General features: G+C 44.7%; 12 protein-coding genes. 1 reads left to right on the forward strand and 11 read right to left on the reverse strand.

The features are described 5' to 3' along the window. Nucleotides 1-3: 3 nt before the first annotated feature. The 4 genes from BM210_RS03240 to BM210_RS03255 form a co-directional block, all read right to left on the reverse strand. The gene (locus BM210_RS03240) at nt 4-1,500 is read right to left on the reverse strand and encodes a DUF5605 domain-containing protein (RefSeq protein WP_091164309.1); all 1,497 of its coding nucleotides are present in this window, start codon (nt 1,498-1,500) and stop codon (nt 4-6) included. A gap of 54 nt (nt 1,501-1,554) precedes the next feature. Continuing rightward, nucleotides 1,555-2,397 carry a carbohydrate ABC transporter permease gene (locus BM210_RS03245; protein ID WP_091164310.1) on the reverse strand — a complete coding sequence of 281 codons (843 nt, stop codon included), beginning with the start codon at nt 2,395-2,397 and terminating at the stop codon, nt 1,555-1,557. A gap of 1 nt (nt 2,398) precedes the next feature. Further along, nucleotides 2,399-3,346 (reverse strand): carbohydrate ABC transporter permease, encoded by a 948-nt coding sequence (locus BM210_RS03250; protein ID WP_091164311.1) that lies wholly within the window; start codon nt 3,344-3,346, stop codon nt 2,399-2,401. 258 nt (nt 3,347-3,604) lie between these two features. Beyond that, the gene (locus BM210_RS03255; protein ID WP_091164312.1) at nt 3,605-4,936 is read right to left on the reverse strand and encodes an ABC transporter substrate-binding protein; all 1,332 of its coding nucleotides are present in this window, start codon (nt 4,934-4,936) and stop codon (nt 3,605-3,607) included. A 363-nt stretch (nt 4,937-5,299) separates the two neighbouring features. Between BM210_RS03255 and BM210_RS03260 the strand changes: the two genes are divergently transcribed. Further along, nucleotides 5,300-6,358: a LacI family DNA-binding transcriptional regulator gene (locus tag BM210_RS03260; RefSeq protein WP_091164313.1), complete on the forward strand. Its 1,059-nt coding sequence runs from the start codon at nt 5,300-5,302 to the stop codon at nt 6,356-6,358. A 107-nt stretch (nt 6,359-6,465) separates the two neighbouring features. Here the strand turns inward: BM210_RS03260 and BM210_RS03265 are convergent, their stop codons facing one another. The 7 genes from BM210_RS03265 to BM210_RS03295 form a co-directional block, all read right to left on the reverse strand. After that, complete coding sequence (locus tag BM210_RS03265) at nt 6,466-7,629, reverse strand: SAM-dependent methyltransferase (RefSeq protein WP_091164732.1); 1,164 nt, start codon at nt 7,627-7,629, stop codon at nt 6,466-6,468. Between the two features lie 281 nt (nt 7,630-7,910). Next, entirely contained in the window at nt 7,911-9,089 is a 1,179-nt protein-coding gene (locus tag BM210_RS03270) for an S-layer homology domain-containing protein (protein WP_091164314.1), read from the reverse strand. A 102-nt stretch (nt 9,090-9,191) separates the two neighbouring features. Beyond that, nucleotides 9,192-10,694, reverse strand: a complete 1,503-nt coding sequence (locus tag BM210_RS03275; RefSeq protein WP_091164315.1) for a sulfatase — start codon at nt 10,692-10,694, stop codon at nt 9,192-9,194. Between the two features lie 28 nt (nt 10,695-10,722). Next, entirely contained in the window at nt 10,723-13,089 is a 2,367-nt protein-coding gene (locus tag BM210_RS03280; protein WP_091164316.1) for an AraC family transcriptional regulator, read from the reverse strand. A 127-nt stretch (nt 13,090-13,216) separates the two neighbouring features. Then, nucleotides 13,217-14,734, reverse strand: a complete 1,518-nt coding sequence (locus BM210_RS03285; RefSeq protein WP_091164317.1) for an extracellular solute-binding protein — start codon at nt 14,732-14,734, stop codon at nt 13,217-13,219. Nucleotides 14,735-14,772: 38 nt separating this feature from the next. Next, on the reverse strand, nt 14,773-15,645 hold the full coding sequence (locus tag BM210_RS03290) for a carbohydrate ABC transporter permease (protein ID WP_091164318.1): 873 nt from the start codon (nt 15,643-15,645) through the stop codon (nt 14,773-14,775). 1 nt (nt 15,646) lies between these two features. Beyond that, the gene (locus BM210_RS03295; protein WP_091164319.1) at nt 15,647-16,621 is read right to left on the reverse strand and encodes an ABC transporter permease; all 975 of its coding nucleotides are present in this window, start codon (nt 16,619-16,621) and stop codon (nt 15,647-15,649) included. Nucleotides 16,622-16,728 lie beyond the last annotated feature (107 nt).

Raw genomic sequence — 16,728 nt, forward strand, 5'->3', positions numbered from 1 at the left:
ATTTTAGCTCTCCATCCGTTCTACTCGATGTGCCCGCAAGGCAATATACGGTATTGCCGGCATATCAACACGAGTCAGGCCCGAGTATACGCCATCTAAAGTGGTCACAGTCATATTCCACGTGTCGATAATCTCGATTTGAAAGCTCTGCTCCTCCGGCAGCGGAAGCTCCCGATAGGCAGGTCGATGGACACCGAAATATTGTAAGTAGTACTCGCTCTCTATCCCAAGAGTCGGAGCATCGCGGAAGCTCTCGATGGGAGCGATCCCTTCAGGTGAAGCCTCGAAAATTTGCCTTAAGAATGCAATGCGTGCCGGGCTGTCTCCATGCAGCAGCCCGCCTTTGGACCACCATACCACATCCTCGGGATGCAAAAAGGTTTCTCCATGCCCCACATATCCACCGCGCATAAAGCCATCCCACATGCGTGCCGTCATATCTTCTCCGGTAATATTGCCCCACCGCTGTGGCAGGTTCCCTTCATAACAGCATTCATCCACAACAATCGGCTTCCTATACAGCTTTCGCCAGACCGTGGTTGGTGTCAGCTCCCAATACTGCATACTAACGTGCGTAACCCAAGGCTTCGTATGATCATAAATAGTTAAATTCGTTGGGTCGTACATTTTCGTCCCATTATGAATCGAACGCAGATGCTGATAAGGATCGCTTTCCTGAACGATGCGGAAGAAACGGTCCCAGTCGTTCATCTGCTTCTCTTTCATAAAGTCGAATTCGTTGGCTAGTGACCACCAAATATTGCGGAACGATCCCAATCGGGCGATCACGTAGCGCAAGTAAAACTCATCCGTTTCTTCGTTCATTCGATCAAAGCCCCACTGGCCATTATCGTAGGGGTGAAACAGGATCAAATCCGACTCGATTTGAAGCCTTTGCAGCTCGCCAATTCTTTTCTCCAGTTTTGCAAAATAAAGAGGATTAAAGCGCGTCCAGTCAAATCCGTCCGCTTTGGAGCCTTCGAACGGGAAGCAATCCGGCTCATTCGTATTGAAGCTGTAACGCTTCGGAAACACACACATGCGAATTTTATTGAAAGGCGAGCTGCTCAAGCTTTGCAGCGTTTGCTCCTGCAGCTCTTCATCTTGATGTGTCCACACATAGCAGGTCGTACCGTATGGACGATATGTTGTTCCATCTTCGTAGGCAAACCGATCAGCATCAACGACACGCACAGGACCATGATTACCGGCAGATGCCGAAGTACATATGAAGCTTCCTACAACTCCATTTAAATCAGCTGTCCTGCTGTTCACCGCATATGTCCACGTTCCCTCGGTATCCGGCATGAACCGAATCTTATAAACCCCATTCCCATCGTAAAAGCCATCCACATGGACCACGCGTTGTTTATGCTGAAATTGTGCCAGCAGTTGAACATCCTTAAACGGATTGCCTTCCATAGGCCCATCCAGGGATAGCTCAAACAAGCTCCAACGTTCGACTTCATGGGTAGATGAATCAGGTTGATCCTTTTTCATTAATAATCACTCCTATACGCAGTAGTTACTATCTCTAAACATCATGATACAAAGCTAGCCTTTAATCCCCGAAGTCGAAATACCCTCAACAAAATACTTTTGACTGCTGAAGAATATGATCAGGCTCGGTATGAGCGACAACACCGACATCGCGAACAGCACACCCCAAGCTGATTCCCCCGATGAATCCATAAATAATCGCAAGCCGAGCGGAATCGTATATAACTTGGCTGTATTTAAGTAAAGCAGCTGACTAAAGAAATCATCCCATGTCCAGATGAAGGTGAAAATCGCCGTCGTAATCAGTGCTGGAGTGGCTAGCGGTAAAATAATCCGCCAATAAATTTGCGTTCGTCCACAGCCGTCAATTGTAGCGGATTCATCAAGCTCTTTAGGCAGTCCGCGAATAAACTGCACCATCAGGAAAATAAAAAATGCATCTGTAGCCAACCATTTTGGCACCGTCAATGGATAATACGTATCAATCCAATTCAGCTCTTTAAACAAAATATACTGTGGAATAATCGTCACATGATGCGGCAGCATAATCGTTACCAGCATGAGCGAAAACCATATTTTTTTCCAGGAAAAATCAAGTCTGCCAAACGAATACGCCGCCATCGAACAGGACAGCACGTTACCGACCACACAAAAAGCCGAGATAATGAATGAATTCGTAAAAAAGGTCAAAAAGCTTACACGGGCAATACCCGCCCATCCTTTAAGGTAATTATCAAAAGTGACTTCCTTCGGCCACAGACTCATATCCGTAAAAATCAAATTTGCAGGCTTTAAGGAGCTGCTGATTAACCATAAAATCGGATACAGCATAATCAGACCCAATAAGAGAATGACGCCATGGAGCAGGTAACGATTTAATCGTCTGGTAGCTGCCATTTTATTTCCCCCCGTCCGCATAATGCACCCAATACTTCGATGAACCAAATAATACAGCTGTCACAATACCTATAATAACGAGCAGTACCCAAGCCATAGCCGAAGCATAACCCATTTCGTAGAATGCAAAGCCTTTCATATACAAATACAATGTGTAAAACAATGTCGAGTCCATCGGACCTCCAAGACCACCGCTTATAATGAAGGATTGTGTGAAAGCTTGAAACGAGCCAATCAATTGAATGACCAAATTGAAAAATATAACCGGTGTCAGCAATGGAATGGTGATGTACATAAATTGCTTGGTTTTGCCTGCCCCATCGATCTGCGAAGCCTCGTAAAAATCGTGCGGGATTTGTTTCAGTCCAGCCAGAAAAATAATCATCGACGACCCGAACTGCCAGACAGAAAGCGCAACGATGGAGTACAGCGCATAGGAAGGATTAGACACCCAGTCCGGAGCATGGATATCAAAGATTAGCAGGAATTGATTAACGACACCAGAGCCGCCAAATATTTTGCGCCACAATACCGCTATCGCCACACTGCCTCCAAGCAAGGTAGGCAAATAATACAGCGTACGGTAAAATCCGAGGCCACGCAGCCCTTTGTTCATCAGAGCTGCAACCATTAGAGCGAAGGCCAGCTTCAGAGGCACCGACAAAAACACATAAGTAAATGTAACTTTCAATGAAGTGATGAAGCGCGGGTCTGCCGTGAACATCGTTATGTAGTTCTCAAACCCGATAAATTGCGGCGGTGAAATCACATCGAACTTCGTTAAAGAATAATAGAAGGAATTTATCATAGGACCGATCGTTAAAGCGAACAAACCTAGAAACCACGGCAATAGAAACATATATGGCACATTGTTTTTTCTCCAGAGCTTCACCCAATATGTGCGAGCGGTTCTAGAAGCACTCTTATTCGTGACAGTAACCTGATTCATGCTTTCACCTCTTAAAAGTTTTGCGCAGCAAAACTGACTTCGCAAGCATTAACTGAGTTTTGCGCAGCAGTAGTACTTTGCAAGTACTCGCTGTACTGCAGGCTGTGCTAGTTTTATGGACTCGGATCATTCATTTGCTTATCCGAGTCCGTACATCAAGTTATAGAAGATGAACAAGAGAAGTACACAGATACACAGCCGAGCTGAGCAAGCGGACCCTTCGGAAGAAAAGAAGTGTTCGCGTTCATCTTCTATCGCTTACTTTTTACCTATGGCTTTCTCCGCTGCGGCAAATACTTCTTGAGCCGCATTCGCAATCGTTTCCTTGGCAAAGCCGACTTTTTGGCTCATATTAATAAGCGTTGTTTCAAATTCTTTGCCATTTGGAATTTCCCTGTCCGGCACTCGCGAATTTTTCGAGGCAATATCGATGTAATCATAAACTTTTTTATCAACAGGTGTTGCACTCGCTTTTAAAGCATCACGAGCTTTGGATGAACCCGGAACGCCACGCTCACTGCCGAGAATCGCTGTAGCTTCAGGGTCGTTAACCATAAAGCTGATGAACATCGCTGCTTCCTTCGGATTCTTTGATTTTGCATTAATCGTCATAAACTGGCTAGGCTGCAGCCATAACCCTTGTGCTGAACCTCCTGTTGGTGGAAGCACAACATTGATTTCATCCTTCATCAGCTTTTGGTAAGCCGTTATTTGATTGGACCAGATCAAGTGCATCGCCGTTTTTCCTTCAACGAACGAAGAATTTTCTGGTGCTTCCGTATACGCAGCCGTCATTTCTGCCGGAGGTGTACTGCCTGCTTTACGATAGTTATCCCACAACGTAAACCAGTTGGCTATTTCCTCCTTTCCGAGTCCAGCCTTTCCATCCTTATACAAGGTTTTATTCGTTTGTCTGGCAAAATAGTTCAGATATAAAGGAAATCTCGATTCATCAACAGCTCCGTAGTAGCCTTTACCCAGTGCTTTTGTCAAGTCTTGAGCATATTTACCGAACTCATCCCAGGTCCATTTGCCTGTTGGTGGTTGAAGTCCGGCTTTTTTGATTAGCTCTGTATTATAAGCGATACCAAATGCGTTAGAGCCTAAAATAACACCATACTGTTTACCATCCATCGCTCCAGATTCAATGTTTCCCTTGTCGAAATTTTCCACGTTGATCTCTTTACCCATGTAAGGATTAATATCCAAAAGCGCAGCGCGGGACACATAATCCGGGTAGTTGTTGCCAAGCTGGATTAAATCCGGTGCGTTGCCTCCTGCTACTTGCGTATTTAATTTGTCAAAATAACCGTCACTTCCCATGTATTCGCCATTAATTTTGATATTCGGATTCTTTTTCTCAAATAGATCTATCACTTTTAAGGTAGCATCGTGTCGAGCTTGAGAGCCCCACCACATCATACGCAGCTCAACTTTTTTATTACTGTCCTCTGTGGGTGCAGCTCCTACTGCCGTTGGCTGTTTAGTCTCTACAGGTGCAGATGTACCACCCCCCGGTGTACATGCTGCAAGCAAAGAGACTATAGTGGTCAGCATGACGATTAAGGACGTGCTCTTTTTAACATTCATTGAATACCCTCCCCTATTTCCATTACTAAATTTGTTTAATTCATATTTCCCATTTTATTTATAAATTGAAAGCGTTATCATCAATTCCATAACAACCTCCTTATTTTCTAATTAACGTCCCATTTCACTGATTTAAGCAAATTTAGCTCATTTTTTACGATCTGTCTAGCTGTCTAGCTCACTGGAATCATACCATCGGTCGCCTAAATCAGTCAATAAGGATTAGTAAACTTTTTTATAAAAATGAATCATATAACTAAATTAATATATATGGAAAATTGAACTTGTCTAATAAACAAACCCATAGTAAACTAAAATAGTTTAGTAATTCCTTATTTGATTTAGAAGGAGTGCTGGTACAGCATGAAAATGGACGATATCGCCAAACTGGCCAATGTTTCTAAATCAGCCGTTTCAATCGCGCTTAGCGGTAAACCAGGCATTAGTGAAGATACACGGACCCGAATTTTGAAGATTGTCAAGGATAGTGGGTATTTACCAAGATCCATGATCAAGGCTGACAAGTTTTACGGCCTGACCAAGACATTGCGCTTTGTCGCCTGCACCAATTCCGGCATCGTACTGGAACAGTATTACAAGCAGCCGTTTTTTATGGAATTGATTCATCATATTGAGGAACAGTGCCGCATACGTGGATACTCTTTGTTTTTCTCCTCCGTGACCACCGACCATCTGGAAGATGCGATGGAAACGATGGAAACCGAGCATGAATCGAATGGGATGATTTTGCTGGGTACGAATCTGACTCAGGAGCAAATTCAACTGATCGCCACAAAACAGCCGAATCTGGTTGTTCTCGATACTTGTCTGGAAACGCTGAACATGAATTTTATCGTGATGAATAACGTAATGGGAGCCTATCAGGCAGGCCGTTATTTACTGGAGCTTGGTCATAATAACATTGGATACGTTCAATCGAATTCGCGGATGTACAATTTCGATTCCCGTAAGAGAGGTTTTTTGCAGGCCTTGGAGGAGGACAAACTAACCGTTGATAAGGCTCACTATTTCGGGGTATCACCGACTGTCGTCACTGCACAGGATGAGTTTATGCACAAAATAAAAGAGCTGAGGGATGATCTGCCGACCGCACTATTTTGCGAATGTGATTATATCGCCATAAGTGTGATTAAAGCTTTGAACGAGCTTGGAATTCGGGTACCTCAGGATATATCCATCGTCGGCTTCGATAACATTCAGGAATCCACGATCATTACGCCGGAATTGACCACCGTTCACGTGGAGAAGGGTACTATCGCTGAGCTTGCAGTCTCTAAACTGCTCGATATGATTGAGCAAGGGGATACGGTGAAGATCAAATCTTTGATTGATACGCAATTGGTAGTTCGTAAATCGTGCAGTCCGATTACTGTCAAAGAAACTGACGCAGCCTTACTGTGAGCGGATAATAAGAAAGCCAGCATTGCATAGAAAAAGCTTGATGCGTTTGGGTAAGTCTTGACCTAATATCGTCGCAGCGCACCAAGCTTACTAGGCATAAGCACACTCTAATCGTAAATATGCTCGCGGGTTAGTGATAAGTTATTGTTAAAACCCTTAGAAAACAAAACCTGATGAATATTCAAGTTACCCGAGCGGAAGAAAGCTGCGCAGGACTGCAGATAAAGCTCCCACATCCGGACAAACCGTTCATCGAACATTGTCCTTACTTCCTCTAGTGAATTCGCATAGCGAGTTGACCAATGCTCAAGGGTCATGGCGTAGTGCAGACGAAGATTTTCGAGATCTAAGGTGTTGAAATCATAATCAGGAAGCAGGCTCACAATTTCCCGCAAAGAAGGAATGTAGCCCCCAGGGAAAATATATTTTTGAATCCAAGGGTCTGTGGGCTCTTCCTTGGCATGGGTTATGGTGTGCAGCAGCATTAAGCCTTTATCCCTCAGCAGCGTCTGGATTGCTTGCATAAATGAAGGGTAATGGGCTTGACCTACATGCTCGAACATGCCCACAGAGGCTATTTTATCAAATTGCTCACCTCTGACCGCCAAATCACGGTAGTCGATGAGTTCAACCTTCACTTGATCCTGCAAGCCTTGCTCCGCAATGCGCTCTAACGTTTTTTTGTATTGCTCCTCACTTAATGTAATCCCTTTCGCTTCGACCCCATACTGCTGGGCCGCCCGAATAATGAGCCATCCCCAGCCGCTGCCAATATCCAGAAGAGTCTCGCCAGGCTTAAGCTGAAGCTTTTTAAGCACATGGTCTATTTTTTGCAGCTGTGCTTGCTCGAGGGTATCATCAGGGGTGCGAAAATAAGCACATGAATAGCTCATCGTCTCATCCAGCCAAAGTGAATAAAACTCATTGCTAATATCGTAGTGATGCTGGACATCGTCCTTTTGTTTGCGCTTTGAAGTAAGCTTAGACAGGATAGGTAAAGTTCGGCTCCAGAGCTGTTCACGGTTGCCTGTAGCTAATTGAATAACGTCTTCGATTTTTCCATCGATTTCAATGACCCCATCCATATAGCCCTCGCCAAAGGACATAACTGGATTTTTCACAAAATCTTTGATCGACACCTTCTCCTTGAAAGTCAGAGCAAATCGCGGCACATCCTCTCCATACGCAGTAGAAGTACCATCCCAATAATGAACTTGAAATGGTACCGACCTCATGCCCGCGAAAAATTTATCCATAATATATCTCTGCATCGTATCCGGTCCTTCCTTTCCATTCAAATGAAAATAGTGAAGTGTGCTGTAACCCCTTATCCAATGACATATATGAATGACCAGCTGAATTTAGGTATGGATTTAGGAAATTTACAAAAGAGCTACTAGACAATATTCCCTTTCTGTAGGTAGTGTAGACCTGATTACAGTGTAAAACCTGGGCAAAGTTGATTGCTTTATTGGATTGATCTTTTGCCTATGAAAAAAGCGCCCGATTAAAGGCGCTTCTTGTTTGAAAACTATGTTGTTTTACGCCGATTTCAGTTCATAAATTGTAAATATTGAAGCGTCCGTTTTAACATGGCTGCCGATTGAGCACGGGTTGCATGATCCTGAGGAGCAAATACATGACTCGAAACTCCTCGGACAATTCCAGTTTGTACCAATCGTGCCACCGCTTCCTGCGACCATTCCGAGATTTCGTTATGATCCGTGAATTTACTTAGAACCGACGTGTCTGTATTTTCGATTTTCCCGACAAAGCTTAATGCTCTAGCGATCATGGTAACCATTTGTTCCCGGGTAATCAAGTCATTAGGTTTAAAATTACCAAACTCATCGCCGTTAATTAATTCAGCCTCTTGGGCCGCTCCTATTGAACCCGAGTACCACTCTGTCAAACCCACATCTTTATAGCCTTTTTTAACATTTTCGGTAAGAGCTAGTGAGCGAACAAGAAGTGCGGCAAACTCAGCACGAGTAATTGATTTATCCGGAGCAAAGTTTTTATCATCGATGCCCTTTACGATCAGTTTGCTTGCTAACAGCTCGACATCCTCTTTCGCCCAATGTGTAGATACATCACTGAAAATCTTCTGGTGATTAAGTACCGTATAGATACTGTTCCCTTTTCTCAACATTGTTGCTTCAGATCCGTTAAATAAAGTAGGTACCGGCATATACGTTTTACTCACTGGATTAAACCAAACGCCTACTGCGGCATTTGATTTTACCTCATGAGAAAGATGAAGGGTCCGAGCCACATAATGACTGTAAGAGTTCACATCTTGTGCTCTATTATCTTTTGTGACAACTCCGACTGTAAACTCAACCGGATTGGCAAGAATCTGCGCTCCGATTTGGGAGGCTGCTGCCGTAAGCTCAGCCGCTTTATTACCTTGTACTTTTTCAATTCCGATAATAATCTTAAGTTCTTTTACATCAACACTCAGCTGTTTTGCTATGGAATTAACATCTACATCCGCTATCGGAAGTTGATAATCTCCTGCTCCCGTTTTGATCTGCAGAACAGCTGATGGATTGTTATTGGTTAACAGATTTAGCACATCAGGACTTAATTCAACCTTCACAACTTCCCCGCTATTCCTTACTTCAATCGTATACACTTTACTATTAGATGAATCATTCTTAACAATGGCTGCCAATTTGGCAGCATCCATTTCAACCGTCACAATTCCATTGGAGATCGATTCCTTCACGGCATCGGAGATTAGAATACTTCAAATCATTGCATTGTGACCTGCTTTAACAACAAAAACGGCCATCCTCGGGATGACCGTCTTCGATCTTTTTTAAAATGTTCACTCTAACTTATAAGCAACAGCAGAAGTTTCGTCCATCACAATACCAAGACGTTCAAATTGCTCCGCTGGAGCATTGTGCTCACGCATCAACTGTGACATAAGACGAAGCATTTGCGCTTCAATCTGAGGATCTTCCAGATTGGATTCCTGCTTCGGATCCTGATGAAGATCGAATAATAGGTTGCCGTATTGATAGGGATTCAGATAGGTTTTACCTTTAATCTTCATAACCTGCGCTCCCTTGGTGAAGGAGAAGGGACCCGCCAGCTCCATCCCTGCAAATTCCCGGGGATCGAACATTTTGTGCATATGCGATGGCATCAGCGTATATTCGTACAACGGCTCATTGTTTTCATGCTTCGGAGCCCTCATATACACATAGCGACCATCCGTGCAATTGACATGGCCGCCATGAGTCCCAAACAGCACGGCCTCGCGGGGATTGCCTCCGTCTGGATCGGTGAGCGTCTTCAATGGCTTACCTTGCATATCCGGCGGAATGTTCACTTCAAAAAATTCAAGCAGTGTCGGACCCATATCAATCATTTGTACCAAAGTCTCGGACCGACCGCCGCAGATTTGATTTCTTGGGTCCCAAACAAACAGCGGAATGTTTGCAATTTGGTTATAAAACGGCTGAATGTTTTTGCCCCACCAGTGATGCTCACCAAGCAGGAACCCATGGTCTGTATTCACAATCAGCAGGGTATCCTTCCATAGATCATAACGATCAAAAGTATCCATAATGCGTCCAAGATAGGCATCACACATGCTAACAAGCGCAGCATACTCATAGATGACATGCTGTACCTCTTCAGGCTGCTGCTTCACGATCCCATAATCAGGCCAATCAAAATGCTTACCTTCGTATGAGTGTGGGTACAGATCCTTATATTTGCGTTGAGTGAAAAAGGGCTCATGCGGATCAAACGCCTCGATTTGCAAAAACCAGCGGTCCTGATCGTGATTTCGTTTCATAAATTCGATGCCACGGCCAACCGTGACAGCCAAAGGCTGCTTCTCCTCCGTATCCAGATGTTCGCGGTTTACCCAGTCCTGCCTCCATAAATCACCTAGCTTTGGGCCGCTTAATGTTTCTGGAATGATCGGTTCCTGAACGCTTCCCTTCCAAGGATCACCCTCCTGACCTCTAGCAAACTCCCATGAGTTGTAGCGGGTGTGATAGGTGGCTCCGCCGTCCTCAAAGTAATGATTGTGGTCGGTAGTCAAATGCGTGTAAACTCCGTTGGCTCTGAGTACATCAACCATCGAATCATCGAATGGCTCCAGCGGTCCCCAGCTTCTATGCAGGAAATTATATCTGCCCGTATGCAAATCCCTACGCGCCGGCATACAAGGTAGACTTCCCGCGTAGCAGTTGTCGAAGGTGACAGATCGATCAGCCAGTCGTTGAAAATTCGGTGCATGTACCCAGTTGCAGCCGTACGGGGGGAGCATATGTTTATTCAAGGAATCGAACATAACCATAACAGCCTTCACGTTGCTCACTCTCCTTCAATGATATGTTCTATTCATCCTGCTGCGACGGCGTCCCGAACTTGGATTCGCGGTATTGACTCGGTGTAATACCCTCATTTTTTTTGAAAATACGGTTAAAATAGGTCGGCTGATAGCCGACCATTTCGGCGATATCGTTAATTTTGTAATCCGTTTCCGAGAGCAGCTCCTTCGATTTGCGAATCCGCACATCGGTTAAGTAAATAATAAAATTGATGCCGGTCGTTTTCTTAAATGCTTTGCTTAGTGTAAGCGGCGTTAAATTATGCTCCTCAGCAAACAGGTCCAGCGATAAATCGGTCTCGTATTTGCTATGGATCGTCTCGATAATACGCTCGATCGCCTGCTTTAAACGAACATCCTGCCTTTCGGAGTCCTGCCTGATTTTATCAAAATAAGGTTGAATAACTCGTTTTTGAAGCAGGTTTGTGATGTCTGCAGGCTCAGTTAAATTCGCCAGCTCCTCCTGAATACTGAAGGGCGACGTTTCAAACGGATTATACCCCGCTTTAAGAAAACTGAACTGAAGGTTCCCATACAGCTGAAGCATCCCTTGTTGAAATAAGTACTCTTTTGTCGTGTTTGCTTTCAGCTCGCTGCCAAATTTACTCAAAGCGATTCTCGATTCTTCCTCATTCACATTGCGAATGGCCTGAAGGATTTCCGATTCTACTGCAAACGGATAATGAATGGAATCGGTCCCTTGCGATAAGTAATCGTCAGCATGAATCACCTGCCTCGATTCATTCATATCGCGATACCGGACGATTCGGCCAACCTCATCCCATGCTTGAGGAATGTCAACTACAGATGGAACCCATTTGCTGATGCATACGGTAACATTCATTTGGACAAAGCGGTTCAGCATCATGGACAGCTCTTCAGCAATTCGATAAAGCTCATCATTTCGTTCATCTGCCTCATAATAAAGCGGGCAGCCTATAAGAACACTAATCGAACGATCGTGAAAATTAATGATTTCCCCGTCCAAAAAGCTTTCCTTCATAATCTCTTCCGTAATGTTCACGGATGCAAAGGAGATCAGCTCCTGATCACCCTTATGAAACCTGCCTTTCGCTCGGGAAGCCCCGTGAAGCTGAATACTCAGTACGACAAAACCAATCGCGTCGGTGTCCCAGCCAAACAGCTGCATTCTTTCTTCCAATTCAGATTTATCCGATGAGCGAAAATGCCCTTGGAGCAATTGAAGCAGGAACCCTTCTTTCATCGTGGGCAGCTGCTGCTGCAGCCTCTGCTCCAACGTTCGGCTTTCGAGGTTCAAGCGTCTCCATTGCTCTCCGATAAATTCGATTTCATCCGCCGACTCTTTGCCCGTATTGTTGTTAGTTTTGAACATTTTCATCAGCTCAAGAATCGGCTGGTACAGCTTGCGAGAGACGACAATCGCCGTTATGATCCCAAACAGCAGCCCCGCAAGACCTACCATATAGACGAAATTAGAAGCGGCAATGACAGGTGAATTTAACTTATCCAAAGCATCCATCGAGACATAGGTCCAACTCTTGCCCAGCCGTTTAAATGAGGTATACGAAACCGAATAGGTGGACCCACCATAATCATAAACAAATGAGCCCTTCGTCTGCTCATGCCGTTTGATCATATGTGCAAGCTCCTGCTGCTGCTGAATCGAATCCGGCGTTTCGTTGGAGCTTCCTACAGTATCCCCGGCTTCGTTGAACAAAAAGGTCGCACCATTCTCAGCTAAAGTCACTCCACTTAACAGCTGCGCAACCTGCTTCTGCTTTAAGTAAATTAAAAGCACACCAAACGGCTCTGCGCTTTCATCTGATAGTAAATAAGCAAGCGTCAGCCGTCCTTTGCCGGATAAGGTATTCGGTGCCAGATAAGAGGGTATCCAAAAGGTTGAATGCTGATTATTAAGCAGCTCATGAAATCTTGGACGTTCCTGCTCACGCAATTGCATCGTCCCGTTGCTATCCGAGAATACTAGGCCGGGACGATCCAGAACGATATTAACCTGCTCGATTAACGGGTTGGATTCCTTCAATAGCAATAGATTCGTATACACATTTCGGATAAATTCATAATCATAGCTCGTTTCCTGGCTTTTTAATTTAGTGCCAAATTCAGGATTGAACGCCCACTGGGTCGCTGTTTTCTCCAGATATGAGAAATAATCGTCCACACGCTGGGCTGATTGATTCACCTGATGATTACGGGCAACCAGTACACTGTCCTCCAACTGCCGGGTGCCAATCCATTTAACACCGCTGCCTACAACAAGTGTCGGCAAGCAAATCGCTATTAAAATGATCATGAGACTTTTGCGGTAAAACCGTTTTTGTACCATGGAATAATTACCGATAGCACGAAATGAGGCTGCCCAGTTATTCAACGCAGTTCTGTACTCCCTTTCTATGATTGTATGGTCGCATACTAGTCATCTGCCATTTTATCATCCATAAGGAAAAGTCACCATGCTCGCGAACAAACATTCAGCCTCACTTCGCACATCCCAGCATTTATTTCCCTTGTCTTTTCTTGTAATCGTCATTAAATTCAGCTGCGATTTTTTGATACTGGGCATCAGCTTTCAAGCCTGCCGTGTACGAATCCCATGCTTCAATGGGCTCGCGTCCAAAAATGATTTTCACCTTTAAATCCTGCGTTCTTTTGTCATAGTCGATTCCGACTTTATTGTACGTATCAGAGTTTAATCCGATGGCCGGGTCCCCGGTAGCAATCTTGGCTTCTTCATCGATGATGGACATATTCCGTTTCAGGAAATCGGCTGGAATACCGGTTTGGTAAGCAAATGAATATTTATCAAGGCTTTGGAATATCGGAAAAATAACGCCGGTATAAGCTTTAGCCTTCTCCGTGAACAAATACATGCCATCCTGTTCATTGTAATGCTCGCCTTTAAACCCGTAGTTGGCCATGTCGCTTCCTTCCTTAGTGGCGCCATAATCCATGAAAGCAAGAATCTGCTTCATCTTCGCTTCTGGTACCGATTTGGGAATCACCCAGAAGCCAAAAGCGCCGCTACCCTTGGGTGCGAACTTGCCTTGAGGACCTTCCAGAGAAGAAAGCTGTAATAAATCGGCCTTCGGATTTGCCGCACGCATCTGTCCAGTCAACAGCCAGGTCGGTTTGAGCGCATCCGTGAAGATCCCTGCTTTATTGGTCGTGATGCTTTCTCTGACCTGGGAATTCTTTAAGGTCGGGAAGTCGGCTGCCAACAATCCTTCTTTATAGGCCTTGGTTAACCAAATTAACGCATCTCGGGTTCCCTTCTCGAAGGTCATGTCGATGAGCTTGCCATCCTTGTCCTTCCATTTGCCGTAATTTCCGTTCAATACGTTCTCTACCCACGAAAGGCTGCCCATATTGTTAGCGTTAACGGTTGCCGTTAAGCCGACCGTGTCTTTCTTGCCGTTGCCGTCAGGATCTTTCTCGGTAAAGGCCTGCATGACCGCATACATTTCATCCAGATTTTTAGGTGGCTGCATGCCCAACTGATCAAGCCAATCCTTCCGCAAAATCGGCATACCTTCCGTGCCATAGAGCGGGCGAGTAAATGGAATTCCATAGTTTTTGCCGTTTATGCTCGTATTTTTCCAGCTTTCCGCGGGAAAAGCGCTTAAATTTTTATAATCTTTAAGCAGCGGCGTCAAATCCCAAAAAGCTCCTTGATCGGCCATCTTCCTGATTTGAGCCTGAAACGGTTCGCGAATAAGCATTAGCTCCGGGATATCGCCGGAGGCCAGCGTGACATTCGTCTTGTCTCCATAATTGTTCGGAGATACCCAGGTAATGTTCAGCTTCGTATTCGTTTTTTTCTCTATTTCCTTACGAATCGGATCCTGATCACTCGGAGGCTCCGGACTGTAGAAATCCGACATAATGTTAATTTCTACCAGTTTATTGTCTTCTTTTGCAGTTGTACTGACCTCATTGCCGCTCTTGCTGCACGCAGCGAGCACCCCCGACATCCCAACCAAACATGATAATACAATTGCACTGCTTTTCTTCATCATTGAACAATTCCCCCTTTTTAGTATTAATTTATATGCTTTCATTCCTTGATGGAGCCGATCATGGCCCCTTTGGCAAAATGCTTTTGCAGGAATGGATATACCAGCAAAATTGGTACGGTGGCAACTACAACAGCAGCCATCTTGATCGTCTCCGAAGGAAGCTGCAAATCATTTCCCAGTGCCATGGAACCACCCATCGATGTCGAAGAATCGACGATCATATTGCGCAGCAGCATTTGCAGCGGCCATTTATGATGATCATTAATATACAGCATCGCATTAAAAAACGTATTCCAATAGCCAACTGCAAAGAAGAGGCCGAACGCTACCATGGAAGGAACCGAAAGCGGAAGAATGATTCGAACCCATACCCCGATTTCATTACACCCATCTATGGTTGCCGCTTCCTGCAGCGCATCCGGGATTCCGTCATAAAACCCTTTCATCAATAAAATATACCAGCCGCTAGACATGACGGGTATAATTAACGCCCACAAGCTGTTCATCAATCCCAACTGCTTGATCAGCAAATAATCCGGAATAATTCCTGCCTGGAACAAGGTTGTCAGCAGAACCAGCAGCATCAAAATCTTGCGGCCCTTTAATCTTTTGCGCGATAAGGTGTAGGCAAAGCTGGACGTAATTAATAAAGAGACCACAGTGCCTGCCAGAGCCAGAAAGCCGCTGACGCCAATCGCATTCACGAACGCTTGTGTTGAAAAAATATATTGATACGACAACAAGCTCCATGATTCAGGAAAAAGCACAAAACCCTTGCTGATATATTCCTCCGGCTTCGTGAACGATACCGTAAACACATAATAGAGCGGGAATAAGGTGACCAAGCCGACAATCGATAACAGCATCACATTGGATGTAATAAATGAACGCTCACCCATAGACAACCTCATATTAATAGACTCCTTCCTCGCCCAGCTTCTTAGCCAATTTGTTGGCAATGACGACCAGGATCAAGCCAATCACAGATTTAAATATACCAATCGCGGTGCTGTAGCTGAATTCGCCCTGCTGGATCCCCACGCGGAACACGTAGGTATCAAATACATCCGCCACATCGGAAACCGCTCCATTTGCCATCAGCAGCACCTGCTCAAAGCCTACATCCATCATATGTCCGATCCGTAAAATAAGGAGAATCACGATCACGTTGCGAATCGAGGGGAGCGTAATATGCCAGATTTGACGAAAGCGGCCCGCACCGTCCATCTTAGCTGCTTCATACAGCTGTGGGTCGATGCCCGCAATGGCTGCAAGGAACAGGATCGTCCCCCAACCCGCATCCTTCCATATCGTTTGCAAGGTAAGGATTGGCCAGAATAAAGTCGGACTTGTTAAAAAATCAATTTTGTGCAGCCCTGCAGCAATCAGCATTTTGTTAACGACACCTTCGGACTGGGAAAGCAGCAGGAATGTAATTCCCGCAATAATTACCCACGATAAAAAGTGAGGCATATAAATAATGGTCTGAATCGTTTTTTTGAATACCTCGTTTTTCAATTCCGTCAGTAAAATGGAGAGCAGGATCGGAAGCGGAAAATAGAAAAAAAGATTCATTAAACTGATAGCGATCGTATTGCGAAAAAGATGGAAAAAATCAGGATTGGCAAAAAAACGATTAAAGTTGTCCAAGCCTACCCATGGACTTTTGAAAAATCCCTGATACGGTGAATAATCCTGAAAGGCGATGCTGATTCCCCACAAAGGTACGTATTTAAATAGTAGGAAAAACAAAATTCCCGGGACTGCCAATAAATATAAATATTTATCGCGTTTCCATACATACAGCCAGACGCTCTTTTTTTTATGTCTGCTGTCCAAGCCCCTCCCTCTTATCAAAGCGGGTTCTTCAGTTTTGTTAACTGCCATGCTGTGCCTCCTTATTGCTCGATAGCGCAATCATAGACGGTGTTGACCATTGCCGACAATAACACATTTCTCCCCTGCTGCTGGGCGCCTGTTGCACTTTTTATCCG

Source organism: Paenibacillus sp. 1_12, assembly GCF_900114475.1.
GTDB lineage: Bacteria > Bacillota > Bacilli > Paenibacillales > NBRC-103111 > Paenibacillus_S.